Source organism: Mesorhizobium sp. B2-4-2 (assembly GCF_006442845.1).
Lineage (GTDB): Bacteria > Pseudomonadota > Alphaproteobacteria > Rhizobiales > Rhizobiaceae > Mesorhizobium.
Genome location: NZ_VFVM01000003.1, coordinates 628,823 through 653,093 on the forward strand (window position 1 = coordinate 628,823; position 24,271 = coordinate 653,093).

Genomic DNA, 24,271 nt, shown 5'->3' on the forward strand with positions numbered 1-24,271 from the left:
TCCCAAACGGGAAACCGATCGGTATTCATCGAGCGGCGTCCGTGCCAGGCTCGGGGCCGCTCCAGCCTCTGGCGGCATTTGCCTCTTCGATCCTTGCCGCAGACAGGCGAGGACGGGCAACGGGCAGTCGCGCCAGCTTGAAGAAGCTGAAATACATCAGGAAGGACCCCATGATGTAGGGGTTGAGGATCTCGACCTCGACGAAGGAGCGGATCAGGAGCAGCACCATGACGCCGGCCAGAACGACCGAATCCGCCCGCCATGTTCCGAACGCGACCGCCGAGACATGGCCGTAGAGCGTGCGCAGGATGACCAGCGAAACCAGCGTCGCCCCGACGAAGCCGAGTTCGACAAGGGCTTCGATGTAGGTATTGTGGAAGTGGAAGCCGGTGCGGGTGGTGATGTAGAACTCGTTCCACAGGCGCTCGGCCTCGGCAAAACCCTGGACCCAGTACGCGGCATAGCCGACGCCGAGCATGGGCGCCCTCTGCGCGGCGTTCCAGCCCTGCTCCCACAGATAGGTGCGCCCGGTGAGCGTCGAATCCTTGCCGAACAGGCCGAGGACGAAGTCCATGAGGCCGAGATTCAGCGCCACAAGGATAGCGACGACCAGCATGCCTGTGCCGACTAGGAAGATCACCCGGCGGTAGCGTCGCGACAGCACCTTGCTCATGGCAAGCAGCATCACCAGCGCCAGCACCGCCGGTGTCGAGGCCATCGAGGTGGCCGAATGCGAGATGACCAGCAGATAGGCCGACAAAAGCACCACCGGCACCGTCAAGAACAGGCTCAGCCGGCCATGCCTGAGGAAGGCGATGAAAACGACGCTGAAATAGATGCCGAGCGAGGCGACGAAGCCGATCTGGTTCTTGGAGGCGAAAGCGCCGACGAAATTATAGGTGCCGTCGAGGACGTCCTCGGAATAGGCCCCGACCTTGAGAGAGTAGAGCAGGACGACGAATATGCCGACCAGGGCGCCTATCGTCAGGGTCCGCACACTGACGGCGCGCGCCGCGACATAGGCGCAGGCGATGTGGGAGAAATACTGGACGGCCGTTCTCGCGGAGATGCCGGGAGCGTCCGACCAGAAGACGGAGAAGCATACATAGGCCGCGAACGACAATGGCAGCCAGGCGCTGGACAGATGCCGCAGGAACCGCCTGTAGTCGACCATGATGAGGGGCAGCCACACCGCATAGTAGGCCAGGATCAGCACCTGGCCGAATATGACGGAGTAGGAGAATGCCCAGACCGAGACGGCAACGGCAAAACTGCCGTAGACCGAGTTCCTCTCGGGATCGACCAGCAAGGACTTTGGAATCTTCATCTCAGGTTCTCGCCGAGCCTACCCCGGACCGCCGCGTAATCGGCAGGCATCTCCGTAAGAAGGGTGCAATCGACGGCATCTCCATTGTGCAGTGCAATATAACCTATCGCGCCGCGCGCTCAATGGCAAATGCGGTCACCTTGTCTTACAGCCAGGCGAGCGCCGAGAGATCAGGTCCGGGACAGCCGCCCGGACGGGATCGGACTTCTCTTTCCATTGCCGGCCTCTCCATCGAGGCCGCAACCAGCCGTGCGCGCTACCAAAGTGCTCCGCCGGTGACCTGTATGTTTTCCATGGTGATGCCCTTGGCCATATCAGAGCAGAGGAACACGGCCAGCGCCGCGATCTCCTGCGGCTGGAGGATGCGCTGCTGCGGGTTGCCCCTGGCGATCTCGGCCATCGCGTCCTCGGCCGTGCGGCCCTTGCCCTCGCGCTCGACGACCTGCGCCACGTTGCGGCGCATCAGTTCGGTCTCGACCCAGGTCGGGCTGATCATGACGCAGGTGACGCCATGCGCCGCCCCTTCGAGCGCCACGCAACGGGTGAGGCCGAGGAGACCGGCCTTGGAGGCGCAGTAAGCGGGATTGTCCTTCCAGCCGACCGAGGCGGCGGTCGAGCCGATGTTGACGATGCGGCCCCAGCCGCGCTCGATCATGCCGGGCAGCACAGCGCGGGTGGCGCGGAAGGCGCCGGTGAGATTGGTGTCGACGATCTTGTCCCACAGCGCGTCGGAATGGCCGCAGACCGGCTGCTCGGCCGTGGTGCCGGCGGCGTTGACCAGGATGTCGACAGGACCCACCGCCGCCTCGGCGTCGGCCGCGAAACGGTTCGTGACGTCGCTGTCGCGCACGTCAAGATGGGCGGCGTAAATCCTCGTTCCATGCGCGCCGAGAGCCGAACGCACGCGCTCTATCTCGTCAGCGCCGGGATAGTAGGCGGCGTCGGATCTCTCCACGCCGCCAGGTGCGACATAGGAACCGACAGCGACATTGGCGCCGGCCTGCGCCAATGCCGTGGCAATCGCCAGGCCCATTCCGGAGAAGCCACCGGTGACGATTGCGCCGCGGCCGGAAAGGTTTGTCATCGGGCATGGCCTCCGCGCGGCACGGGACGGTCCATCAGTCCCGAGAGGATTTGAACTTCATAGGCCAACATAACCTCGATCGAAGCCCGTTTCGAAGCCGGTGACGAAACTTGTGTCCTTGGCATCAGCTTCCCTTGTCCATCGGCTCGAGCGGCTTGCCCAGCCAGTCGCGGTAGAAACCTTCCAGGTCGGGTTCGAAATCATGGACGATGGGATAACCCGGCGCCGCGGCCTCGACCTCGTGCAGCGTGCCGCATTGCGGACAGATGAACTCGCGGATTTCCATCCATTCGGGATCCGGCAGGTCGCTGTTGGGATAGATCTCGCGCAGCGCCTCCTCGCTGTCGCGCACGATGATCGAAGCCTTCAGCTTCCAGTTCTTGCGGTAGTCGCCGAAGGAATGGCCGCATTCGCAACGGGTTACCCGCTCATCGCCGCTCTGGCAGATGAAGAGGTGGTCGCCAACAGGGAGCAGTATCGGATCGCTCCAGCCGACACGGTCCTGCAAAACCGAAACATATTTGAAGAACCGGTCGTCGTCCTTGTAGGCGCTCATGACGCGGCGCGTCTGCGGCCAGGGCAGCGTGCCCGCGACCAGATCGGCGATGACTTCCTTGCTGTATGAGGTCATGGTCCCTACTCCACGCCGAAGGTCGATTTGGCGTCGACATCCCAGAAGGTTGAAAAATCCCTGGTGAAGCGCGGCGAGAGCTTGATGGCGCTGGCATACATCTTCTTCACCTCGGGCGCGAAATCGACCGCCTTCACCCGCTCGCGCTCCTTGGCCATCCACTCCGAGACCGGCCTGGCCCGAGCGAGCCGGCGCGACCGCATCTCGGCGCGGTGGCGCTTGGTGGCTTCGAGATTGGCGACGGGATAGCCGTCCTCGTCCTCGTCAAGCACGATCCCGAAGACATTTTCGGCAGCTTCCCTGGTGAGATAGCCGTTCTCGACGTCCGATGCTGTCTTGAGCGGGTCGCGCTCCAGCACGTCGCCATAGCCGCCCCCGCCATTGTAGGAATGGGTGAACACGTCGCCGGTTTTGTGGGGTGCGGTGATATAGGGCCCTTCCATCGTCACGTGCTGGCCTTCGAGCCGGACCTCGAGTTCGGAACGATAAGGATTGGTGCCGGTATGGTGCGCCAGCGGCGCGCCCTTTTGTGCAAGCTCGAAGATGTTGCTGTCGCGCACCGCACGGTGTTTTTGGCAGGTCGGCGCCGGATAGCCGCCGCAGAGCCCGCCATTGTCGAAGACGCGCGAGGAGTGTTCCGAGGTGACCAGCCGGAGATGGTCGGTCTTGCTGACCAGCCAGGTCGACAGGAAGGCGCAGCCGCCGCGATATTTGCCGGCGCCCCCGGAATTGGCAACGATTGAACGGCCGATATAGACCATCGGCATGTTCTGTTCCCAGATCTCGATGTTGCCCATGTCGGATTCAGGATTCCAGCCGACATAGGCGGTGTCCAGCCCATCCTTGATGGCAAGCGCGCCGGAACCGGCGGCCGCGCATTCGAAATGCGCCATGCCGAACAGCGTGCCGTACTGGCTGGTTCCCCCCATCTCGATCATCGGGCTGTTGACCTGGCCGACGAAGGCCTCCTCGACGAAGCCGCGGGCGATGAATGATCTCGACAGGAGCCGCTGGAAGACGCCATAAGCCGGCAAGAGCAGCGCCCAGGACGTGGCGGTGGCCACCATCTCATTGTCGGGATTGGTCCAGGTGCCATGCGGCAGCTTCAGCTCCGTCGCCATCCAGGCGCCGTCATTGACCAGGCCTTCGAAATTCATGTGCTGGGTCAGCGTCACGAACATGCCGCCATCCATGCCGGCCGGCGTGCAGTTCATGGAATGATAGCCCCAGGGCTGCGTGCCCTCGAAATCCATGATGATCTTGCCGCCCGTGGTGATCTCCATTTCGATCGGAATGTTGTAGAGCCAGTCGGGGTCGCCGAGCGGCTGGTAGCCCGGCTTGCCCTTGGTGACGTGACCGTAAAAAGTATGCCCCCGATAGATGCCGGGAACGGTCAGTTGCCGCGTGCGGGCGAGTTGCGCGCGGCGGCCCTCCTCGATGAATTCCTTGGACACCTTCATCCAGTAGTCGAGGCCGATCTCGTCGATCAGCGCCTTGACGCTTTCGCGCATGTCGATGCAGGAGGCGACCTTGGCCTTCTCGTCCAGCACCCAGTAGATGGGCATGCGCAGATTGCGCTCGCAGCGGATCACGTAGTCGCGCCGCAGTTCGTCGTTCTGGCCGACTTTTTCGGCACAGACGAACAGGCCTTCGGTGAAGCGCTCCTGGGCCAGCGCCACGTCGCCGCCCGGCGTGATGCCGCCGGCCTCCAGCTCATGGCAGACGGCGCCGGCCCAGCCGACGAGCTTGCCCGAGTGGAAGATCGGCACCACGTCCATCACGTCGGGCACCTGCACCGTGCCGATGAAGGCGTCGTTGTTGGCGAAGATGTCGCCGTCGACGATGCGGGGATTTTCCTCGTAGCCTTGTCTGATCATCCATTTGATGAAGCGGCTCATCGTGTGCACATGCACCATGATGCCGTTGGAGAGCGCGATCGCGTCGCCCTCGGGCGTGTAGATGGCGACGACCATCTCGCCGACCTCGCGCACGCCGGGCGAAGCCGAGATGCGACGCGCCATCTCGCGCGCCGAGACGCAGTAGGCGCGCAGCTTGGTGTGCAGCGTCTCGAATTTCAGCGGATCCTGGTTGCGCAGTTCGAGATCGGTAATGCCGTCATAGCAGCCGGTCTCGTCCATGAGCCGTTCGGATTCGATCAGCCGCTCGCGGAGGCGCAGGGCGGAGGCGGGTTTGTCCAGCATGGCGTTCGCCCTCTCAAGCGTGGGAGTAGTGGAGCAGCGTCCATTCGTCGACGAAGACACGGTCCCGCGGATGGACGACGAGGGTGGTGGCGGGGTGTTCGATGATGGCCGGGCCGGTCACCTCATGCCCCGGCAGCAGAAGATCCATCTCGTAGAGATCGGCCTTGTGCCAGCGGCCGCCAATATAGGCCTCGCGCACGCCCTTGTGCGCGGATGCGGGGCTTGAGGGGCCGAGCGGCCGCTTGAGCAGCACGGGCTTGACCTTGTCGGCGGTGGCGATGAGACCGAGTTCGGTGATCGAGAAGCCGGCTTCACCATAACGCGAGACGCGATGGTTGACCTTGGCGTAGACCGCTTCGAACTCGTCGATGACCTTGCGCATGTCGTCGGCCGAATTGATGGCCGATAGGGGCGCCATCACCTCGACGTCCTCGAGCTGGCCGGTATAGCGCATCATCAGGAACGGCACCGTCCTGATCTTGTCCAGCGCATGACCGTCGGCCACCATCTCGTCGACCGCGGCCCTGGTGAGATCGTCCCAGACCGCGGTCACTCTGGCACCGAAGGCCAGCAGTTCGGCCTCGCTTGCGCGCGCGCCGATGTCGATCTGCGTGGATACCGAATGCCGGCGCATGAAATCCGCCGTGGTGCAGCCGAAGGCGGAGAAGGCGGCCGCGAACTGGAAGGTGATGATATCCTTGAAGCCGATGCCCCTGGAGCAGCCGGCCAGATGCAACGGCCCCGAGCCGCCATAGGAAAGCAATGTGAACTCCGAAGGATGGATGCCCTGGCCGGAGATGACGCGGCGCAGCGCGTTGTTGGCGTCTGCTTCCAGCATGTCGATCATGCCTTCGGCGGCTTCATCCACGCCGACGCCGAGCAGACGGGAGCACTTTTCCTCGAAGGCCTTGCGCGCCTTCTCGACCTGCAGCACGACCTTGCCGCCGAGGAAATAATGCGGGTTCAGCCGACCGAGGATGGCGTCGCAATCGGCGATGGTCGGCTCGGTGCCGCCCCTGGCGAAGCAGATCGGGCCGGGATCGGCACCGGCGCTTTCCGGCCCGAGCGAGACTTTCTTCGTCAGCGGATCGACCTTGAGGATCATGCCGGCGCCGGCGCCGATCGTGTCGAGATGCAGCGTCGGCACGTTCAGCTTGAACCGGTCCATCAGCGGCTCGTTCTCGATCCGTGTCTGGCCGCGCGTGATGACGCCCATGTCGAAGGAGGTGCCGCCCATATCGGAGCAGATCAGCGAGTCATTGCCGATCAGCTTGCCGACATAAGCCGCGCCCAGAATGCCGCCGATCGGACCCGAGATCATGGTTTCGTGCAGGCGCGGATGATTGATCGAGGTGAGGCCGCCGAAGGAGAGCAGCGTCTGGACGCCATATCTGAAGCCGTATTTCTTCGAGACGTCCTCGATCCCCTTGAGCTGCTTGCGGCCGCGCGAGGTGGCGTAGGCCTCGATCAGCACCGAGTTCAGCCGCGACTGCTCGCGGATGACCGGGCGCACCTCATGGCTGCTGTAGACGAGGATGTCGGCTCCGGCGGCGGCGATCTCCTCGCGGCAAATCTCGGCGATGCGCTTCTCATGCACCGGATTGACATGCGAGAAGATCGTCATGATGCAGACCGCCTGGACCTTGTCGGCGATCAGTTTTTTCGCCGCGGCACGGACCTCATGTTCGTAGAGCGGCAGGATGATGTCGCCGAACTGGTCGATGCGCTCGGTGACGCCGTGAGTGCGTCGGCGCGGCACCAGCGGATCGGGATGATGATGCGTCACAGCGTGCAGCCGGTCGGCATAGGAATAGTCGGCCCAGGCCTGCAGGCCGCGACCCATCAGGATCATGTCCTCAAGGCCCTTGGTGGTGATCAGGCCGAGTTTCCTGCCGGTGCGCGACAGCAGCGTGTTGAGCATGCCGGTGCCGGAATAGAGCACCACATTGACGCCCGAAAACAGGGCCTCCAGCGAGATGCCCCAGGCGTCCGCCGCGTCCTCGGCCGAGGCGAGGAACCCCTCGGCCTCGTTCTTCGGCGTCGTTGCCGACTTGCCGATCTTGAAGCGGCCGTCCTGATCGACAAGGATGGTGTCGGTCATGGTGCCGCCGGCGTCGATGCCGATGACGATGGGATTGGTAGAGATATGGTCCACGGGTCGCCTTCCCTTGCCGAGCATGACCACAGGCTAGATTCGCGGGACCGGATCGCGCCATATGCCTAAAGGCACAATGACGGGCGGGAGCTCGTCGCCGAAAAAGAGGCATGCGCATGGGCAACATCTGGGCGCCGCTCGCCATGGCGATCGCTGCCACCGGCACCGACAGGCATGTCGACTGCCTGATCGACCTGATCGGCGCCGACATCGCGCATGACCTGGTGACGGTGACGCGCTATTCGGCGACGCAGACGCCGCAATTCGTCAAGCACCGGCGCTTCTCCGACGAGATGGTGCGGCGCTACCTTGATAATTACTACGTGTTCGACCCCTTCTACGCTTCCTGGCGGCGCGAGCGCCGGCTGGGCATCATGCCGCTCAAGCGGCTGGCCGACGACGAGGCCAAACGCGGCCAGTACATAGCCGGCTTCCTCGCGCAATCGGAGATCTGCGATGAAGTCGGCATCATGCTGGCCGATGGCGGCGACTGGTGCCTCGGCATTTTCCTCGATCGTTCGACCACAGCGTTCAAGGACAACGAGATCGCCCTGCTGACCGAGCGGCTGCCGGTGTTCGAGGCGCTGCACGCGCTCGACATCAAGGCGCGTGGAAGCGATTTCTCGCGCAGTTCGGCGCCCTCCAGCCCCGGCGCCTCGCCGCGCCAGCAGCCCACAATTCCAGCGAGCCTGTGGCCGGAACTGTCGCTCAGGGAAAGGGAGCTCGTGCAACTGATCCTGACCGGCCATCCGACCGCCAACATTGCCGAGCGGCTCGGCATCACCGTCGGCACGGTCAAGAACCATCGCCGGCGCATCTATGAGAAACTCGACATCACCACCGAGCGGGAATTGTTCCTGCAGTTCTTCCTGTACCGCTCGGACAAATAGGCCTGGCGCTGGTGCAAGCGCTGGACAGGCAGATCGAGGGGAGCCCGGCATAACGCGCCTCAGGGATTGGCCCAGACGATCGAGGTGCATGCCGGCTTGAACTTGGCCGGCGGCGACCTCACAGTCACCCCCGAACATGGTTTCGCCGAGCGGAGCCGATTTGCGCCAGGACAGGGGAAAATGAGATGCCGACGATTTTCGCGGAACGGTTTGCCGGACGCTCGGCGGTGATTACGGGCGGCGCATCCGGCATCGGCCTCGCCGTCGCACAGAGGCTGATCCAAGAAGGCGGGCGCGTTTCGGTTTGGGACCGCGATCCCGCCCAGATCGAAGCGGCCAGGGCTTCGATCCCAGCGCTGCATGGCCAGACCGTCGATGTCGCCGACCCGGCGGCGGTGGATCGGGCGGCGCGGTCGACGATCGAGGCGCATGGCGGGGTCGACATCCTGATCACCAGCGCCGCCATCACCGGTCCCAACATGACCGCCTGGGACTATCCGGTGGAGGACTGGCGTCTGGTCATCGACATCAACATCAACGGTGTCTTCTACTGCAACAAGGCGCTCGTCCCGCACATGCTGGAGCGCAATTACGGCCGCATCGTCAACATCGCCTCGATCGCCGGCAAGGAAGGCAATCCCAACGCTTCCGCCTACAGCACATCCAAGGCCGCGGTGATCGGCCTGACCAAATCGCTCGGCAAGGAACTGGCCAAGACCGGCATAACCGTGAACTGCGTCACGCCGGCGGCGGTGCGCACGGCGATCTTCAAGCAGATGAGCCAGGAGCATATCGATTTCATGCTCTCCAAGATACCGATGGCGCGCTTTGGCGAGCTCGACGAGGTGGCGGCGCTGATTTGCTGGATCGCCTCGGAGGAATGTTCGTTCACGACGGCTGCCGTCTTCGACGTCTCCGGCGGCCGCGCCACCTACTGATGTGGTGCGGCGCTTTCCGGCTGGCGGCAAGCCACTACAATTGCGCGTGAGGAAGCAACCAACGGAGCTGGACAAGCGTACAGTGGCCGAAGCCGGAACCCGGCAACGGCAACAATGAGGGCGAAGACATGACCAGGCGTGACAGTTCGGCCCGCGCGCAATTCCTGCACCTTTCTCCGACAATCGCGACGACCGGACCGGAGCTTGCCGCATTTGCTTAAGGTCGAGCTTGCCATCCTGTCGGACGACGACCTTCTGGATCGTTTCCAGCGCGCGGCCTTCGGCTATTTTCTGGAAAACGTGAACCCCGAAAACGGGCTGGTCGCCGACACGTCGCGGCCGAATTCACCGGCCAGCATCGCGGTCGTAGGCTTTGCGCTCTCCTGTTATCCGATCGGGATCGATCGCGGCTGGATGGAGCGGGAAGCAGCGGTGGAGCTGACGCTCGCCGCGCTGCGTTTCTTCTGGACCAGCACGCAAGGCAGTGGCGCTGATGTCACCGGCCACAAGGGTTTTTACTATCATTTCCTCGACATTCGCACCGGACTTCGGGTGTGGCGCTGCGAACTGTCAATGGTGGATACGGCATTGCTGATGGCCGGCATTCTCGTGGCGGGCGCCTATTTCCGGGGCGACAATGACGAGGAAGCCGAAATCCGCCGGCTGGCCGAGGCGCTCTACCGGCGCGTCGACTGGCGATGGGCGCAAGGCAGTAGTCCGACGTTGCGACAGGGCTGGAAACCGAAGAGCGGCTTTCTCCACTATGGCTGGGAAGGCTACAATGAGGCGACGATCCTCTATGTCCTGTCGATGGCCTCGCCCGACAGCCCGACGTCCGACGACAGCTACGCGGGCTGGACGGCGACCTATCAGTGGGAAAACATCTACGGCTACGACGTGCTTTATGGCGGTCCGTTGTTCATGCACCAGTTCTCACACGCCTGGATCGACTTCGCCGGCATCCGCGACGCTTTCATGCGCGAGAAGAATTCGGACTATTTCGAAAACAGCCGCCGCTCGACCTACCTCCACCGCGACTATGCTCGGCACAACCCCCATGGCTATGATGGATACGGAGAGAACCTCTGGGGGCTTTCGGCCGGGGACGGACCGGGCGGCTTTCGCAGCAGCATACAACGGCGGCGGCGCCGGTTTTCCGGCTACGTCGCGCGCGGTGCGCCTTTCGGGCCGGACGACGGCACGATCGCGCCGTGGTCCTATCCGGCGTCGCTGCCTTTTGCGCCTGATATCTGCATGGCGGCGCTGCGCCATCTCGCGGATCGCTACCCCCAGGTGATCGACAATTTCCGGCTGCCGAGCGGCTTCAACCCGACGCTGGCCAACCGGCGAAAATTTGGCCGCGACGGCTGGGTGTCGGAAGGCCATTTCGGCCTCGACCAGGGCATCGTGGTGATGATGATCGAGAACCACCGCTCGCGCCTGGTGTGGGAGCTGATGCGTTCCAACCAGTACATCCGCCGCGGCCTTAACAAGGCGGGGTTCACAGGCGGATGGCTGTCGCAGCCGGCAAGCCCGGATGGCCGCGATGTCGCTTGAAGGGACGAAAGCTGCCGGTTTTCCGGCCGACCACAATGATGTCGAGCTGGTCAGGGGCGCCCATCCGCCGCATTGGCGAAACCCGCCGCCCACCGGACCATACAATCTCGTCGTCGTCGGCGCCGGGCCTGCCGGCTTGACTGCCGCGACCGAAGCGGCAAGCCTCGGCGCGAAAGTGGCGCTGATCGAACGCGGGTTGATCGGCGGCACGTGCATCAACACCGGCTGCATCCCGTCCAAGTCGATCATCCGTACATCCAGGCTCTATGCCGACATGCGCGATGCCGAGAATTTCGGAGCCGATGCGCCGGACCATCTTCGCGTCGATTTCCAGCGCGCGATGACCAGGATGCGGCGCATCCGGCAACGGATCAGCCATGCCGACAGCGCTGAGGCGCTTGCTGCGCTGGGCATCGACGTTCATTTCGGCGAAGCCCGGTTCGAGGGAAGCGATTGCGTGACCGTCGCGGGAACCACGCTGCGCTTCCGCAAGGCGCTGATTGCGACAGGCGCGAGGCCGGAGTTTCCATCCATTCCCGGCCTGGTCGAGGCCGGCTATCTCAGCAACGAGACGATGTTCGACCTTGTCGACTGCCCGAAGCGGCTGCTGGTCATCGGCGGCGGGCCGCTTGGCTGCGAGACAGCGCAGGCCTTCTGCCTGCTCGGCGCGAAGGTCATCCTGGCGCAGAGCGATCCGATGTTCCTGCCCGGCGAGGAACGCGACGCCGCGCAGATCCTTTCGGAAGCGCTGGCGCGCGAGGGGGTCGAGGTCCGACTGAACACCGAAGTGGTGGCGGTGCGCAGGGACGGCGACAAGAAGCTCGCCGACCTGGTGCGGGACAGCGACATGATGACGATTTCCGTCGACGAGATCATCACCGGCATAGGCCGCTCGCCCAATGTCGACGGTCTTGGCCTCGACGAGGCGGGGGTTGCCCACGATGCCAAAGGCATCAAGGTGGACGATTATCTCAGGACCTCAAACCCGCGCATCTATGCGGCGGGCGATGTCTGCCTCGACTACAAATTCACGCATACCGCTGAAGCAACAGCCCGCATGGTCGTGCAGAACGCCCTGTTTCTCGGGCGCAAGAGGCTGAGCGAATTGGTGGTTCCGTGGTGCACCTACACCGATCCGGAAATCGCCCATGTCGGCCTCTATCCGGTGGAGGCGCGCCGCGACGGCATTCCGGTCAAGACCTATACGGTGCTGATGCACGATGTCGCCCGCGCGGTGATGGACGGCGAGGAAGAGGGTTTCGTCAAAATCCATGTCAGGGAAGGATCAGACCGCATCCTCGGTGCGACCGTGGTCGCCGCCCATGCCGGCGAGATGATCAACGGGGTGTCGCTCGCCATCAGGTCGGGCATGGGATTGCACGCGCTGGCCGACGTCATCCATCCCTTCCCGACACAGGCGCAAGGCATCAAAATGGCCGGCGACGCTTACCGGCGAACGCGGTTCACCCCTTTGTGGAGGCATCTGGCGGCACGCTGGCTGGCGTGGTCCAGGCGATGACACTTGTGTCCCGTCGGCGTTGGCGCGGGCTTCAGCCGTGCAGGTCCCGCGAAATCGGCGGGCCGACCGAAAAGCCGGTGAAGGTGACCTCGAAGCCTTCGCGCTGCGGCGAACAGCACATCATGCCGACATCGACCGCCTTCGAGACCGGGAAGTAGGCGAGCCGCACCGGCTTCCAATGACCGTCGGAGACATCCAGGTACTGGACGCGGATGGTCTCGGCATGGCGGGTCAACCGGATCGCGACGCCATCCGGACCGGCCGGAATGGTGGCCAACGACCAGTCCGAGGCATCGTTGGTGACGACAACCGAGAAGTACACCACGCCGTCGGTATATTCGATGCCGGCCTTGATCCAATGCGTTTCGCTGAGGCGGAGCATCAGCCCCGCCTGGTCGTAGAGCACCTCATAGCGTCCGTTGACGGTGACTTCCGCGGTGAAATCGCCCTCTACGCGCTTGTAGAGGAAATGGCCGTTGTCGCGCCAGAAACCGTAAAAGGTCTCGCGCCAGAAGTCCGTCTCCTTGCCGGTGCGCACATGAACCGCATCGCCGTCGATGGAATGATGCGGCGGCGGATTGAGCCAGGTCAGATCCTTGTCTTGAACTGTCATCGCCTTGTCTCTTGGTGCACGCGAAGGCTTCGCCGGCCCGGTCAGCCGGCGCCCCGATCAGCCTGCAAACGTGTAGGCGGTCTTCACGGTGGTGTAGAATTCCATGGCGTATCGGCCCTGTTCGCGCGGACCGTAGCTCGAGCCCTTGCGGCCACCGAAGGGAACATGGAAATCGACACCCGCCGTCGGCAGGTTGACCATCACCATGCCGGCCTCCGAATTGCGCTTGAAATGCGTGGCGTGCTTGAGGCTGGACGTGCAGATGCCGGACGTCAGTCCGAATGGCGTATCGTTGGCGACGGCGAGCGCCTCGTCATAGTCCTTGACGCGGATGACGCTGGCGACAGGTCCGAAAATCTCCTCTCGCGAGCTGCGCATGGCGTTGGTGGCATCGGTCAGCAGCGCCGGCCGCAGGAAGAAGCCCGGCGTCTTGCGGTCAAGCCGCTCGCCGCCGAAGGCGAGCGTGGCGCCTTCCCTGACGCCGATGGCGATGTAGTCTTCGTCCTGCTTGAGCTGCGTCGCATCGACGACGGGACCGATCTGGGTCTGCGCGTCGAGCGCATCGCCGACGACCAGTTTGTCCATCCGTTCCTTGAGCGCTTCGACGAAACGGTCATGAATGCCGTTCGTCACGATCAGCCGGGACGAAGCCGTGCAGCGCTGACCGGTCGAGAAGAAAGCGCCGTTGATCGCGCAATCCACAGCCGTAGCGAGGTCGGCATCATCGAGCACCACCAGCGGGTTCTTGCCGCCCATTTCGAGCTGGAACTTGCGCATGTGCTCGACGCTCGCCGCGGCGACGCGCTTGCCGGTGCCAACCGAGCCGGTGAAGGTGATGGCGTTGATGTCCGGGCTGTCAAGCATCGCCTGGCCGACCACCGAGCCCTTGCCCATGACGAGGTTGAGCACGCCCTTGGGCAGGCCGGCACGGTGCAGTATGTCGACGATGGTCCAGGCGCTCTCGGGAACGAGATCCGCCGGCTTGAAGACGATGGTGTTGCCGTGGGCAAGCGCCGGAGCGATCTTCCAGGCGGGAATGGCGATCGGGAAGTTCCAAGGGGTGATGATGCCAACCACGCCGACCGCTTCGCGCGTGATCTCGACACCGACGCCCGGCCGCACGCTAGGCACGACTTCGCCCGAGAGGCGCAGTGTCTCACCGGCGAAGAAATCGAAGATCTGGGCGGCTCGAATGGTCTCGCCAATGCCTTCGGCCAGCGTCTTGCCTTCCTCGCGCGCAAGGTTGCGGCCGATCTCGTCCTTGCGCGCCAGGATCTCGTCCGACGTCTTCTTCAGCACCGCGTGACGGACCAGCAGACCCGAGCGCGACCAGGCGGGAAAGGCCGCCTTGGCCGCGGCGATCGCCTGTGCCGCATGTTCGACACCTGCGGAAGCGTATTCGCCGACGATGTCGCCGGTATCGGACGGGTTGATGTTGCGGGAGCCGGCATCGCCGACCCACTCGCCGTCGATGAGGTTCTGTCGAAGCGGTGCCATGTCGTGTCTTTCCTGCTGGTTCGCCGCGCGGCGGCATCTGTGTGATTGTATTTGCCAGACAATTGCGCTGCGGGAAAGCACGCTTTGCGCGGACGGCCGCGACAAAGTCTCTCGGTTCGCGGCCCCGCGCGACCTGCTGCCCGCGTCGCATCGTCCTTGGCCCAACAGGTTCGGCGACACATCGTTCCAATCACCACGAAACGGGTCTGTACATGTATGTCCATAGTCTTGATTTGCCCGGGGCGGCGTGTCATGCGTCGTGCCGATGGAAGCCACCGACACGACAACCCAGCGCGCCGGCGCCACCGGCAACATCAAGGTCACCCGGGAAGACTGGCTCAAGCTCGCGCTTGAAACGTTGATTTCGGACGGCGTCGAAAGCGTCCGTGTGCAGACGCTCGGCCAGAAGCTCGATGTGTCGCGTTCCAGTTTCTATTGGTACTTCAAGAGCCGCCAGGACCTGCTCGACCAACTGCTGGATTATTGGCGGCAGACCAATACAAGGTTCATCGTCGAACGCGCCGCGCGGCCTTCCGCGACCGTCATCCGCGGGGTGATGAGCATCTTCGAGTGCTGGGTGGACGAGAAGCTGTTCGATCCGCAGCTGGATTTCGCGATCAGGGCGTGGGCCCGGCGATCGCCCGTCATCAGGCGGGCTCTCGACGACGCCGACGAGGAGCGCGTCGACGCCATTCGCGACATGTTCAGGCGCCACGGCTATGACGAGGAAGACGCCTTCGTGCGCGCCCGCGTGCTCTATTTCATGCAGATCGGCTACTACTCGCTCGAGCTCGATGAACCGATGAGCAGCCGTCTGCCGCACGTCGCGTCCTATCTGCGCAGCTTCACCGGCCAGGAGCCCACGGCACAGGACGTCGAGGATTTTTCGCGCTATGTCGAGGAAACGCTTTCGCGCAGCCGTTAGCGACAGCCGCGCTTTTACATCACGGCACGAACTAGACATATATGTACAATAGCGTTACGCCTCAGCCCATTGAACCAACCTCCTCCAGCACGCCATGACCAGACGCTATTCCGCTTTGTCGCTCTTGAAGGAAGGCCTCGCCGGCCAGACCGGCTGGGAGCCGGCCTGGCGCTCGCCCGAGCCGGAGCCGTCCTACGACGCGATCGTCATCGGCGGCGGCGGCCACGGGCTGGCGACGGCCTATTACCTGGCGAAGAATCACGGCATCGCCAGAGTAGCGGTTTTGGAAAAGGGCTGGATCGGCGGCGGCAATACCGGCCGCAACACGACCGTGGTGCGCTCCAACTATTACTATCCGCAGAGCGTCGAGCTCTATGGGCTGGCGCACCGGCTCTATGAGGGACTGTCGAAGGACCTCAACTACAACGTCATGCTGTCGCAGCGCGGCATGGTCAGCCTGTGCCACTCGACCGCCGAAATGGAGACCGGGGCACGCACAGTCAATGCCATGCAGATCAACGGCATCGATGCGGAGCTGTTTTCGCCCCAGGATGTGCGCCGGGTGGCGCCGATCTACAATTTCACGGCCAATGCGCGCTTTCCCGTGTTCGGCGGCATCTGGCAAAGCCGGGCCGGCACCGCGCGCCACGACGCGGTCGCCTGGGGTTATGCACGGGCCGCGAGCCGACTCGGCGTCGACATCATCCAGAACTGCGAAATCACCGACTTCATCGTCGAGGGCGGCCGCTGCCGCGGCGTCCAGACGACGCGTGGCGCCATCCGCGCGGACCGCATCGGCATGGCCGTGGCAGGACATTCCTCGGTGCTGGCGGCCAAGGCCGGCTTCCGCCTGCCGATCAATTCCTATGCGCTGCAGGCCTGCGTAACCGAACCGGTCAAGCCGATCCTCGACACGGTGGTACTGTCGCCCGGCACGGGCGTCTATGTCAGCCAGTCCGACAAGGGCGAGATCGTCATCGGCGGCGGGCTCGACCGCACTCCCTCCTATGCCCAGCGCGGTAACCTGCCGACGCTGGAGGGGGTGATCGCGGGGCTGTTGGAAATGTTCCCGATCTTCGGCCAGTTGAAGCTGATGCGGCAATGGGCCGGGATCGTCGACGTCGTGCCCGACTCCTCGCCGATCATCGGTGAATCGCCACTGCCCAATCTGTTCCTCAATTGCGGCTGGGGCACGGGCGGCTTCAAGGCGATCCCCGCCGGCGGCACGCTTCTGGCGAACCTTTTGGCAACGGGCAGGCACAACGACATCAGCCGCCCCTTCGATCTCGACCGCTTTGCCAGCGGGCGGCTGATCGACGAAGCGGCCGGTTCCGGCATCGCGCATTGATGCATGTCGCGCAAAAGTGCCGAGCGGCCTTAGGGCAACGACATGCATAAGACGACGACTGAGGTTTGCCATGCAGCTTTTCCCTTGCCCGTTCTGCGGCCCGCGCGACGAGACCGAATTCCACTATGGCGGCGATGCCGGCAATGTCAGGCCTGATGGCGCCGAGGTGCCGATCGAGCACTGGGCCAACTACCTCTATCTGCGCTCCAACCCAAAAGGCGCGGCGCGCGAGATCTGGGTGCATATGAACTGCGGCGAATTCTTCGTCATGGAGCGGGACACGGTTACGCACAAGGTGCTGTCTTCGGCTGCCCTGGGCGGGGAGCACGCGGCGTGACCGCCTCGCGCCTTAGCACGGGTGGCAGCGCCATCGACCGCTCGCGCCCGATCCGCTTCAGCTTCGACGGCGCCACCGTGCAGGGATTCGCCGGCGACACCATCGCCTCCGCGCTGCTGGCCGCCGATGTCGCGGTCGTCGGCCGCAGCTTCAAATACCATCGGCCGCGCGGCATCTGGGGCGCGGGCGTCGAAGAGCCGAACGCGCTGGTGGATATCAGCGGCCCGCAAACGACGCCGAACACGCGCGCGACGACCGAGCCGGCGCGCGACGGGCTGGTCGCCAAAAGCGTCAACGCGACACCCAATGCGCTGGCCGACCGCAACGCCTTCCTCGACCGCTTTTCCCGCTTCATTCCGGCCGCCTTTTACTACAAGACCTTCATGTGGCCGGACTGGCACATGTTCGAGCCGCGCATTCGCGCCATGGCGGGACTGGGTCAGGTCGACAAGGACTGGACGTCGCCCGGCCCGGCCGACCAGATCAACCATCATTGCGACGTGCTGGTGATCGGCGCCGGACCGGCCGGGCTGGCAGCGGCAAGGCTGGCGGCCGGCGCGGGCCGCTCCGTCATGCTGGTCGACGACCAGCCAAAGCCCGGCGGGTCGCTCGGGCACCGCGCCGGCGAGGTCGACGGCAAGCCGGCGGCCGTGTGGGTCGAGGAGACGGTTGCGGGGCTTTCCGCCGGCGGTCACCTGGTCCTGCCTTCGACCACCGCATTCGGTATCTACGACCATAATCTGGTCGGGCTTAACCAGCGTCATTTCGACGGCCGGCCGGACACGCTGTGGCGGATCAGGCCGCGCCGGATCGTGCTGGCGACGGGCGCCATCGAGCGGCCCCTGCCATTCGCCAACAATGACCTGCCGGGCATTCTCTCGGCGGACGCGGCGCTCAGCTATCTCAGGCGCCATGCGGTGCTGGCCGGCCGCCATATCATCGTCGCCGCAAACAATGACAGCGCCTATGAAGTGGCGGAGGCGGCCGCCGAGGCCGGCGCCGACGTCACGCTTGTCGACATCAGGCGCGACGGTATGCCCGCCGCGCCCGCCAAGGTGCGGATGCTCAAGGGCCGCGCGCTCACCGCCGCGGCCGGCAAGCTGCGCGTCGAGGGTGTGATGCTGGACGACGGCACCAGGCTCGACGCCGATTGCGTGCTGGTGTCGGGCGGCTGGACACCGACCATCCATCTCTTCGGCCAGGCCAAGGGCAAGCTCGCCTGGAGCGAGGCGCGCGCGGCCTTCCTGCCGGGCGATCCGGTCGAGGCCATAGCGGTGGCCGGGGCTGCCGCCGGCGCGGTTTCGTTGTCGGAGGTATTCGCCGGTTCGCAGAAAGCCGTCGCGTCGCTCGGCCCGACGAAGGCAGCAGTGCCGCGCAGCAGCGGAACGGAGGCGACCAGCGGGATAGTAGCGGCATGGCCAACGCCGGGTTCGAAGGGACGCATCTGGATCGATTACCAGAACGACGTGACGGTGAAGGACATAGAGCTGGCGGCGCGCGAAAATTTCGTCTCGGTCGAACATCTGAAGCGCTACACGACGCTCGGCATGGCGACCGACCAGGGCAAGACCTCCAACCTGCCGGGCCTGGCGCTGATGGCCGGGATCACCGGCCGCACGGTGCCGGAAGTCGGCACCACGACCTATCGTCCGCCGTTCACGCCGGTTCCGCTGGCGAGCTTCGCCGGCGCGCGCAGCGGCGAACTGATGGCGCCGGTGCGGCGGCTGCCGCTGGAGAGCGTGCATCGTGCCAGCGGCGCCGTGTTCCAGGAGTATGGCGGCTGGCTGCGCCCGGCCCACTACGGCGGCGGCGGCGATACGGATCGCTCGATCCAGGACGAGGCGCGCCGCGCCCGCCAGTCCGTCGCATTGTTCGATGGCTCGACGCTGGGCAAGATCGAGGTGATCGGACCCAAGGCGGCCGCGTTCATCGATTTCGTCTATTACAACACGATGTCGACGCTGAAGCCGGGCCGCTGCCGCTACGGCTTCATGTTGTCCGAGAATGGCGTGGTCTTCGATGACGGCGTGCTGGTGCGGCTAGACGAGCATCGCTTCGTCGTGTCGTGCTCGTCCTCGCACGTGGCCGCCGTGCATGCGCGGCTGGAGGAGTGGCGCCAGGACCGGTTCGGGCGCGGCGCGGTCTACATCCACAACGCCACCCCGGAAATGGCAACCCTGACCGTTTCGGGACCGAACGCCCGGAAACTGCTCGAGACGGTTGATCTCGGCCTTTCGCTCGACGATGGCGAGCTGCCGCACATGGCGGTTGGCGTCGGCAGCTATGCCGGCGACGAGCTGCGCATCACCCGCGTCAGCTTCACCGGCGACAGAAGCTATGAGATCTCCATCCGGGCTGACCGCGCCGAGCCTCTGTGGGCGCGCCTGCGCGACGCCGGGCAAGCGTTCGATGCGGTCGTCATCGGCCTCGAGGCGCTGATGATCCTGCGCGCCGAGAAAGGCTTCATCGTGATCGGCAAGGACACTGACGGCACCACGCTGCCGCATGACCTTGGCGTCGAGGCCCCGCGGGTAAAGCGCCAGACCGAATTCGTCGGCCGCCGCTCGCTGTTCACCGAAGAGGCTTCGCGCGGCGACCGCATGCAACTGGTCGGGCTGACGGTGCCGTCCGGCGAAGCGCCGCTGCCAACCGGTGCGCATGGCATCAAGCGCAGCGGCGGCAAGCTGCGCAGCCAGGGCTTTGTCACATCGAGCTACCGGAGCCCCACGCTTGGCCGGCCGGTTGCGCTCGGCCTGATCGAGCGCGGCGCGGCCCGCCACGGCGAAACGATCGAAATCCAGCATCTCGGCAAGGCGATGACGGCGACGATCACCTCGCCATGCGCCTTCGACCCGGCAGGAGACCGGCTCAATGCGTGATCTCGCCCAAAAATGGCCGGTAGCGCCGGACTGGCAGTCGGCAACCATCAGTGCACCGGGTCTCGAGGCGCGCACGATCCCGGGCCTTCACCAATTGCTGGTCAGCGGCAATCTCGACGCCTGGGCGCGGAGATCCGGCATGGATGGCAACGGCGTGGGCGCCTTTGGCAGCGCGCAAGGTGACCGCTATGCGGCGCGTCTGGCGCGCGACCGCCTGCTCGTCGTGTCGAGCACACCGCTCGCCATCGCCGCGGGTTGGCGCGCGGAAGGTTTCGCGGTGACGGCGATCAGCGCTGGACTTCATGTGTTCGAGGTCAAAGGCTCGGCGATCGACGCTTTCATCGCGCGCGGATCAACGCTTGACCCAAACAAGGAAAGCGCCAGTGCCGCACTTTCCTTCGCCGGCGTCAGCGCCATCGCCTACCGCCACCGGGACCGACTGCGCATCCATGTCGATCGCGGCCTGGCATCCTATCTCTGGACGTGGATCGAAACGGCTCTCAGAGCGTGAACGACCAGAACAGGCAGGCCAGCGTGGCCGCCGCGAAGACAACGAAAAACAGACTGCGCAAGAGCACGTTGCGGCGAAGCTCGTTCATGACGAAGTGGCAACCGACGATAGCCGCCGCAAACAGGAACCGCCAGTTCAGCAGCGCCCATAGGGCGTCGCGCTGGCCGAATGCCCATCTGGCGACGAGACAGCCTACGATGGAGGCAAGGAGCACGATCACGGTCCAGAAGATGGCATCGGCTGCATGGGTGAGCACGATGCTGGCGGCTCTGATCGGCAGGATCATCATCAGCAGCGCGCTGAAGAAATAGACAGCGGCGAGTGGTATGAACATCCCGGCATCGGCAATGCCGTCGAGGCGCCTGACGCCGATCGCACCGTAGGGGTAGCCGTGCCTGGCCACCACCAGGCTCAAGGCCATGAGCAGCACTGTCAGCACCGCGACCAGGGCGAAGGACGTGAGGGCTTTGCTCATGACGGTCCCGTTCAAAGCGAATCAAACAAGAACCGTTTTAGTCAATGGCCGCATATTGCGTAAGCACCGGCGCGCCCGACGGCAGCGAAATCGGCAGGCAGCCCAGCATCAGTGGAGCGGGCGGCCAGAACGAAACCGCCGCGTCGACCGCCTGAGCGGCGCGCTTCAGGCTGCGGCGGGCAGCGATGTCCAACAATTCCGAAGCTGAATCCGGTTTCTACAACCCCGAAATTTGAAAAAGTGACTGTTTGGTGGAGCCAATCGGAATCGAACCGACGACCTCTTGAATGCCATTCAAGCGCTCTCCCAACTGAGCTATGGCCCCACTTCCGGCAGTCAACCGGCGCCGTTTCCGGCGAAGAGATCCGGCGCGGGTTGGAGACCGCGCCGTTAGTGCAGGCGGCTTCTAACCCCGCCCTTCGTCAATATCAAGCCTTCATCAGCGGCTTTTTCTTCACAAGCTGCGAAAGCCGCCAAACGCTTGCGTTCCCGGCCTTGTCAGACCTCGTCGTCGTCGTCGCCGACGCCGATCATGTCGGCGACGTCGTCGTCCTCTTCCTCTTCGTCGGCGAGGAACGTATCGTCCTCGTCGTCGCCCAGGTCGACATCATCCTCGTCGTCGCCGAGATCGGGCAGATCGTCGCCCTTGACGTCTTCGTCAGCCTCTTCGAGCGAGACGACTTCTACGCCCTCCTCGTCCTCGGCGTCCACTTCCTTCTCGGCCACTTCCTCTTCCTCCTCGAGGGCGGCGATCTTGCCTTCCTCGAAATAGGAACGCGGATAGGTCTTGCCGGTATAGGGCGAGACGATCGGGTCCTTGTTCAGGTCGTAGAATTTTCGACCCGTTTCAGGGTCGATACGCTTTGTGCCAAGTTCGGTTTTTGCCACGGCAAGCCTCGTCGATAAAAGAGTGGTCCCCTTAACCACTGTTTGCAGCGCTGTCAAAGCCAAAAGCCGGCGTCACAAAACCATGCGTTGGAAGGCCTAGCGTCAAGCGTCGACCATGGGGGATGACCATTTCGGCCCACCGTGATACGAGACCGCCGCAACAAATGAAAAGCGCCGGCCCGCCGGCATTCCGTCCAGGGAAATTCCATGTCTCACGCCGCCGCTTCCAAGCCGGCCACCGCCCGTAAATGTCAAGCGCTTTCCGGTACGGCGCGCGTGCCGGGCGACAAGTCGATCTCGCACCGCTCCTTCATGTTCGGCGGGCTCGCCTCCGGCGAGACCCGCATCACCGGCCTGCTCGAAGGCGAGGACGTGATGCGCACCGGCGCCGCCATGAAGGCGATGGGCGCGCATATCGAGAAGCGCGGCGACGAATGGGTGATCCGCGGCACCGGCAACGGCGCGCTGCTGCAGCCGGAAGGGCCGCTCGACTTCGGCAATGCCGGTACCGGCTCGCGGCTGACCATGGGGCTGGTCGGCACCTATGACATGGAAACGACCTTCATCGGCGATGCTTCCTTGTCAGGCCGGCCGATGGGCCGCGTGCTGGAGCCGCTGCGCCAGATGGGCGTGCAGGTGCTGAAGGCAACGCCCGGCGACCGCATGCCGATCACGCTGCATGGGCCAAAGCATGCCGCCCCGATCACCTATCGCGTGCCGATGGCCTCCGCGCAGGTGAAATCGGCGGTGCTTCTCGCCGGCCTCAACACGCCCGGCATCACCACCGTCATCGAGCCTGTCATGACGCGCGACCACACCGAAAAGATGCTGAAAGGCTTTGGCGCCAATTTGTCGGTCGAGACCGACGAGCGCGGCGTGCGCCATATCTTCATCGAGGGCCAGGGCAAGCTCACCGGCCAGACGATCGCTGTGCCGGGCGACCCATCCTCGGCCGGCTTCCCGCTGGTGGCCGCGCTGATCGTGCCGGGTTCCGAGATCGTGATCGAAAACGTGCTGATGAACCCGACCCGCACCGGGTTGCTTTTGACTTTGCAGGAGATGGGCGGGCAGATCGAGATCTTGAACCCGCGTAACGCCGGCGGTGAGGATGTCGCGGACCTGCGCGTGCGTTACTCCGAACTCAAGGGCGTCACCGTGCCGGCCGAACGGGCGCCGTCGATGATCGACGAATATCCGGTGCTGGCGGTTGCCGCCAGCTTCGCCGAGGGCGAGACGCTGATGCAGGGGCTGGAGGAACTCAGGGTAAAGGAATCCGACCGGCTGTCGGCGGTAGCCAATGGGCTCAAGCTCAACGGCGTCGACTGCACAGAGGGTGAGGCATCGCTCGCGGTGCGCGGAAAGCCCGGCGGCAAGGGGCTCGGCGGCCACCCCAATGGCCCGGACACGACCGTGCAGACCCATCTCGACCACCGCATCGCCATGAGCTTCCTGATCATGGGGCTGGCGACCGAGAAGCCGGTGACCATCGACGACGCCAACATGATCGCGACAAGTTTCCCGGAGTTCATGAGCCTGATGACGGGGCTTGGGGCGGAGATCGGGTGAGAGTTGATGGGTTGGGGCCAAACTGAAATGCCGGCAGGACAGCGCCCCCCTCTGTCCTGCCGGACATCTCCCCCACGAGGGGGGAGATCAGCCGTCACAGCGGCCTTCGCAAATCGCCCGCGTTGCAGAAGTGAGCGAGGCGTCGGAACTGCCAATCTCCCCCCTTGTGGGGGAGATGTCCGGCAGGACAGAGGGGGGCGCGACGGATCGCAAGCTCTCTCCGGACCGCTACGCTGTTCGGTTTCAGGTATGCTGGCCTGCCAATGACACACGTCTTCACCATCGCCATCGACGGTCCGGCCGGAGCCGGCAAGGGCACCCTCGCCCGGCGTCTGGCCGATCACTACCGACTGAACCTGCTCGACACCGGCCTCACCTACCGTGCCGTCGCCCATGCCTTGCTGCGGCTTGGCTTGCCGCTCGACAATGTCTCGGCGGCCGAGACGGCCGCGCGCCAAGTCGACCTGGCGAAGCTCGACCGGGCCGTCTTGTCGGCGCATGCGGTTGGCGAAGCGGCCTCGAAGGTCGCGGTGTTTCCAACGGTGCGGCGCATCCTGGTGGAGAAACAGCGCGAGTTTGCCAAATCCCCTCCGGGTGCCGTGCTCGACGGTCGCGACATCGGCACCGTGGTGTGCCCCGATGCCGACATCAAACTCTATGTGACCGCGAGCGCCGAGGTGCGGGCAAGGCGCCGGCTGGCGGAGATCGAGAGCATCGGCGGCACGGCTGATTTCACCGAAATCCTCGCCGATATCCGGCGCCGCGACGAGCGTGACATGGGCCGCGCCGACTCGCCCTTGAAGCCTGCCCCCGACGCGCACTTGCTTGATACCAGCGAAATGGCTATAGAAGCCGCGTTTCTCGCGGCCAGAACTGTCATCGACGACGTGCTATCCAAGGGAAACAAGGCCTGATCCGGGTTTTCCCTCG

General features: G+C 64.4%; 21 protein-coding genes and 1 tRNA gene. 11 read left to right on the plus strand and 11 right to left on the minus strand.

The window, feature by feature from the left end; genetic code table 11:
- Window positions 1-25: 25 nt before the first annotated feature.
- From FJ942_RS09930 to FJ942_RS09950, 5 genes are all read right to left on the minus strand, one after another.
- Window positions 26-1,327, minus strand: a complete 1,302-nt coding sequence (locus FJ942_RS09930; protein WP_140897590.1) for an O-antigen ligase — start codon at window positions 1,325-1,327, stop codon at window positions 26-28.
- 256 nt (window positions 1,328-1,583) lie between these two features.
- Entirely contained in the window at window positions 1,584-2,411 is an 828-nt protein-coding gene (locus tag FJ942_RS09935; RefSeq protein WP_140512906.1) for an SDR family NAD(P)-dependent oxidoreductase, read from the minus strand.
- 124 nt (window positions 2,412-2,535) lie between these two features.
- Entirely contained in the window at window positions 2,536-3,042 is a 507-nt protein-coding gene (locus FJ942_RS09940) for an acetone carboxylase subunit gamma (RefSeq protein WP_140497211.1), read from the minus strand.
- Window positions 3,043-3,047: 5 nt separating this feature from the next.
- Entirely contained in the window at window positions 3,048-5,243 is a 2,196-nt protein-coding gene (locus FJ942_RS09945) for a hydantoinase B/oxoprolinase family protein (RefSeq protein WP_140497213.1), read from the minus strand.
- Between the two features lie 13 nt (window positions 5,244-5,256).
- Window positions 5,257-7,398 carry a hydantoinase/oxoprolinase family protein gene (locus tag FJ942_RS09950; protein ID WP_281406728.1) on the minus strand — a complete coding sequence of 714 codons (2,142 nt, stop codon included), beginning with the start codon at window positions 7,396-7,398 and terminating at the stop codon, window positions 5,257-5,259.
- A gap of 110 nt (window positions 7,399-7,508) precedes the next feature.
- Here FJ942_RS09950 and FJ942_RS09955 point away from each other — a divergent pair, with 110 nt between their 5' ends.
- The 4 genes from FJ942_RS09955 (at window position 7,509) to FJ942_RS09970 (ending at window position 12,302) form a co-directional block, all read left to right on the plus strand.
- Complete coding sequence (locus FJ942_RS09955; protein ID WP_140897594.1) at window positions 7,509-8,288, plus strand: helix-turn-helix transcriptional regulator; 780 nt, start codon at window positions 7,509-7,511, stop codon at window positions 8,286-8,288.
- Window positions 8,289-8,473: 185 nt separating this feature from the next.
- A complete protein-coding gene (locus FJ942_RS09960; protein ID WP_140512897.1) occupies window positions 8,474-9,226 on the plus strand; it encodes an SDR family NAD(P)-dependent oxidoreductase in 753 nt (250 codons plus the stop codon).
- 213 nt (window positions 9,227-9,439) lie between these two features.
- Complete coding sequence (locus FJ942_RS09965) at window positions 9,440-10,783, plus strand: glucoamylase family protein (RefSeq protein WP_140817804.1); 1,344 nt, start codon at window positions 9,440-9,442, stop codon at window positions 10,781-10,783.
- Complete coding sequence (locus tag FJ942_RS09970) at window positions 10,773-12,302, plus strand: mercuric reductase (protein WP_140512895.1); 1,530 nt, start codon at window positions 10,773-10,775, stop codon at window positions 12,300-12,302. The genes FJ942_RS09965 and FJ942_RS09970 overlap by 11 nt, the downstream gene beginning before the upstream one ends.
- A 31-nt stretch (window positions 12,303-12,333) precedes the next feature.
- On the opposite strand, the gene FJ942_RS09975 is transcribed toward FJ942_RS09970, so the two are convergent.
- Window positions 12,334-12,915 carry a DUF1349 domain-containing protein gene (locus FJ942_RS09975; RefSeq protein WP_140497223.1) on the minus strand — a complete coding sequence of 194 codons (582 nt, stop codon included), beginning with the start codon at window positions 12,913-12,915 and terminating at the stop codon, window positions 12,334-12,336.
- A 57-nt stretch (window positions 12,916-12,972) separates the two neighbouring features.
- Window positions 12,973-14,412 carry an aldehyde dehydrogenase family protein gene (locus tag FJ942_RS09980; protein ID WP_140556897.1) on the minus strand — a complete coding sequence of 480 codons (1,440 nt, stop codon included), beginning with the start codon at window positions 14,410-14,412 and terminating at the stop codon, window positions 12,973-12,975.
- Window positions 14,413-14,677: 265 nt separating this feature from the next.
- Here FJ942_RS09980 and FJ942_RS09985 point away from each other — a divergent pair, with 265 nt between their 5' ends.
- The 5 genes from FJ942_RS09985 to FJ942_RS10005 all read left to right on the plus strand — a co-directional run bounded on the left by FJ942_RS09985 (window position 14,678) and on the right by FJ942_RS10005 (window position 20,412).
- Complete coding sequence (locus FJ942_RS09985; protein WP_181169871.1) at window positions 14,678-15,337, plus strand: TetR/AcrR family transcriptional regulator; 660 nt, start codon at window positions 14,678-14,680, stop codon at window positions 15,335-15,337.
- 94 nt (window positions 15,338-15,431) lie between these two features.
- Window positions 15,432-16,685: a sarcosine oxidase subunit beta family protein gene (locus tag FJ942_RS09990; RefSeq protein WP_140523508.1), complete on the plus strand. Its 1,254-nt coding sequence runs from the start codon at window positions 15,432-15,434 to the stop codon at window positions 16,683-16,685.
- Between the two features lie 70 nt (window positions 16,686-16,755).
- Window positions 16,756-17,022, plus strand: coding sequence for a sarcosine oxidase subunit delta (locus tag FJ942_RS09995; protein ID WP_140512890.1), 267 nt, complete (start codon window positions 16,756-16,758; stop codon window positions 17,020-17,022).
- Window positions 17,019-19,901, plus strand: a complete 2,883-nt coding sequence (locus FJ942_RS10000; RefSeq protein ID WP_140897596.1) for a sarcosine oxidase subunit alpha family protein — start codon at window positions 17,019-17,021, stop codon at window positions 19,899-19,901. Before FJ942_RS09995 ends, FJ942_RS10000 begins: the two co-directional genes overlap by 4 nt.
- Entirely contained in the window at window positions 19,894-20,412 is a 519-nt protein-coding gene (locus tag FJ942_RS10005) for a hypothetical protein (RefSeq protein ID WP_140497233.1), read from the plus strand. Before FJ942_RS10000 ends, FJ942_RS10005 begins: the two co-directional genes overlap by 8 nt.
- On the opposite strand, the gene FJ942_RS10010 is transcribed toward FJ942_RS10005, so the two are convergent.
- The 4 genes from FJ942_RS10010 to FJ942_RS10020 form a co-directional block, all read right to left on the minus strand.
- Window positions 20,402-20,887 (minus strand): hypothetical protein, encoded by a 486-nt coding sequence (locus FJ942_RS10010; protein ID WP_140897598.1) that lies wholly within the window; start codon window positions 20,885-20,887, stop codon window positions 20,402-20,404. The genes FJ942_RS10005 and FJ942_RS10010 overlap by 11 nt on opposite strands.
- A gap of 37 nt (window positions 20,888-20,924) precedes the next feature.
- Window positions 20,925-21,080 carry a hypothetical protein gene (locus FJ942_RS28475; protein ID WP_181168359.1) on the minus strand — a complete coding sequence of 52 codons (156 nt, stop codon included), beginning with the start codon at window positions 21,078-21,080 and terminating at the stop codon, window positions 20,925-20,927.
- 56 nt (window positions 21,081-21,136) lie between these two features.
- Window positions 21,137-21,212 (minus strand) — tRNA-Ala (locus FJ942_RS10015).
- A 173-nt stretch (window positions 21,213-21,385) separates the two neighbouring features.
- A complete protein-coding gene (locus FJ942_RS10020) occupies window positions 21,386-21,775 on the minus strand; it encodes a TIGR02300 family protein (RefSeq protein WP_140497238.1) in 390 nt (129 codons plus the stop codon).
- Window positions 21,776-21,982: 207 nt separating this feature from the next.
- Between FJ942_RS10020 and aroA the strand changes: the two genes are divergently transcribed.
- Both aroA and cmk read left to right on the plus strand, forming a co-directional pair.
- Complete coding sequence (aroA, locus tag FJ942_RS10025) at window positions 21,983-23,341, plus strand: 3-phosphoshikimate 1-carboxyvinyltransferase (protein ID WP_140649465.1); 1,359 nt, start codon at window positions 21,983-21,985, stop codon at window positions 23,339-23,341.
- A gap of 263 nt (window positions 23,342-23,604) precedes the next feature.
- The gene (gene cmk, locus FJ942_RS10035; RefSeq protein ID WP_140512881.1) at window positions 23,605-24,255 is read left to right on the plus strand and encodes a (d)CMP kinase; all 651 of its coding nucleotides are present in this window, start codon (window positions 23,605-23,607) and stop codon (window positions 24,253-24,255) included.
- The last annotated feature ends 16 nt before the right edge of the window (window positions 24,256-24,271 follow it).

Excerpts from the sequence above, each read along its gene's own strand:
- FJ942_RS09930 (WP_140897590.1), bottom strand. The coding sequence starts at position 1,327 with ATGAAGATTCCAAAGTCCTTGCTGGTCGATCCCGAGAGGAACTCGGTC.
- FJ942_RS09935 (WP_140512906.1), bottom strand. The coding sequence starts at position 2,411 with ATGACAAACCTTTCCGGCCGCGGCGCAATCGTCACCGGTGGCTTCTCC.
- FJ942_RS09940 (WP_140497211.1), bottom strand. The coding sequence starts at position 3,042 with ATGACCTCATACAGCAAGGAAGTCATCGCCGATCTGGTCGCGGGCACG.
- FJ942_RS09945 (WP_140497213.1), bottom strand. The coding sequence starts at position 5,243 with ATGCTGGACAAACCCGCCTCCGCCCTGCGCCTCCGCGAGCGGCTGATC.
- FJ942_RS09955 (WP_140897594.1), top strand. The coding sequence starts at position 7,509 with ATGCGCATGGGCAACATCTGGGCGCCGCTCGCCATGGCGATCGCTGCC.
- FJ942_RS09960 (WP_140512897.1), top strand. The coding sequence starts at position 8,474 with ATGCCGACGATTTTCGCGGAACGGTTTGCCGGACGCTCGGCGGTGATT.
- FJ942_RS09970 (WP_140512895.1), top strand. The coding sequence starts at position 10,773 with ATGTCGCTTGAAGGGACGAAAGCTGCCGGTTTTCCGGCCGACCACAAT.
- FJ942_RS09975 (WP_140497223.1), bottom strand. The coding sequence starts at position 12,915 with ATGACAGTTCAAGACAAGGATCTGACCTGGCTCAATCCGCCGCCGCAT.
- FJ942_RS09980 (WP_140556897.1), bottom strand. The coding sequence starts at position 14,412 with ATGGCACCGCTTCGACAGAACCTCATCGACGGCGAGTGGGTCGGCGAT.
- FJ942_RS09985 (WP_181169871.1), top strand. The coding sequence starts at position 14,678 with ATGGAAGCCACCGACACGACAACCCAGCGCGCCGGCGCCACCGGCAAC.
- FJ942_RS09990 (WP_140523508.1), top strand. The coding sequence starts at position 15,432 with ATGACCAGACGCTATTCCGCTTTGTCGCTCTTGAAGGAAGGCCTCGCC.
- FJ942_RS09995 (WP_140512890.1), top strand. The coding sequence starts at position 16,756 with ATGCAGCTTTTCCCTTGCCCGTTCTGCGGCCCGCGCGACGAGACCGAA.
- FJ942_RS10005 (WP_140497233.1), top strand. The coding sequence starts at position 19,894 with ATGCGTGATCTCGCCCAAAAATGGCCGGTAGCGCCGGACTGGCAGTCG.
- FJ942_RS10010 (WP_140897598.1), bottom strand. The coding sequence starts at position 20,887 with ATGAGCAAAGCCCTCACGTCCTTCGCCCTGGTCGCGGTGCTGACAGTG.
- aroA (WP_140649465.1), top strand. The coding sequence starts at position 21,983 with ATGTCTCACGCCGCCGCTTCCAAGCCGGCCACCGCCCGTAAATGTCAA.
- cmk (WP_140512881.1), top strand. The coding sequence starts at position 23,605 with ATGACACACGTCTTCACCATCGCCATCGACGGTCCGGCCGGAGCCGGC.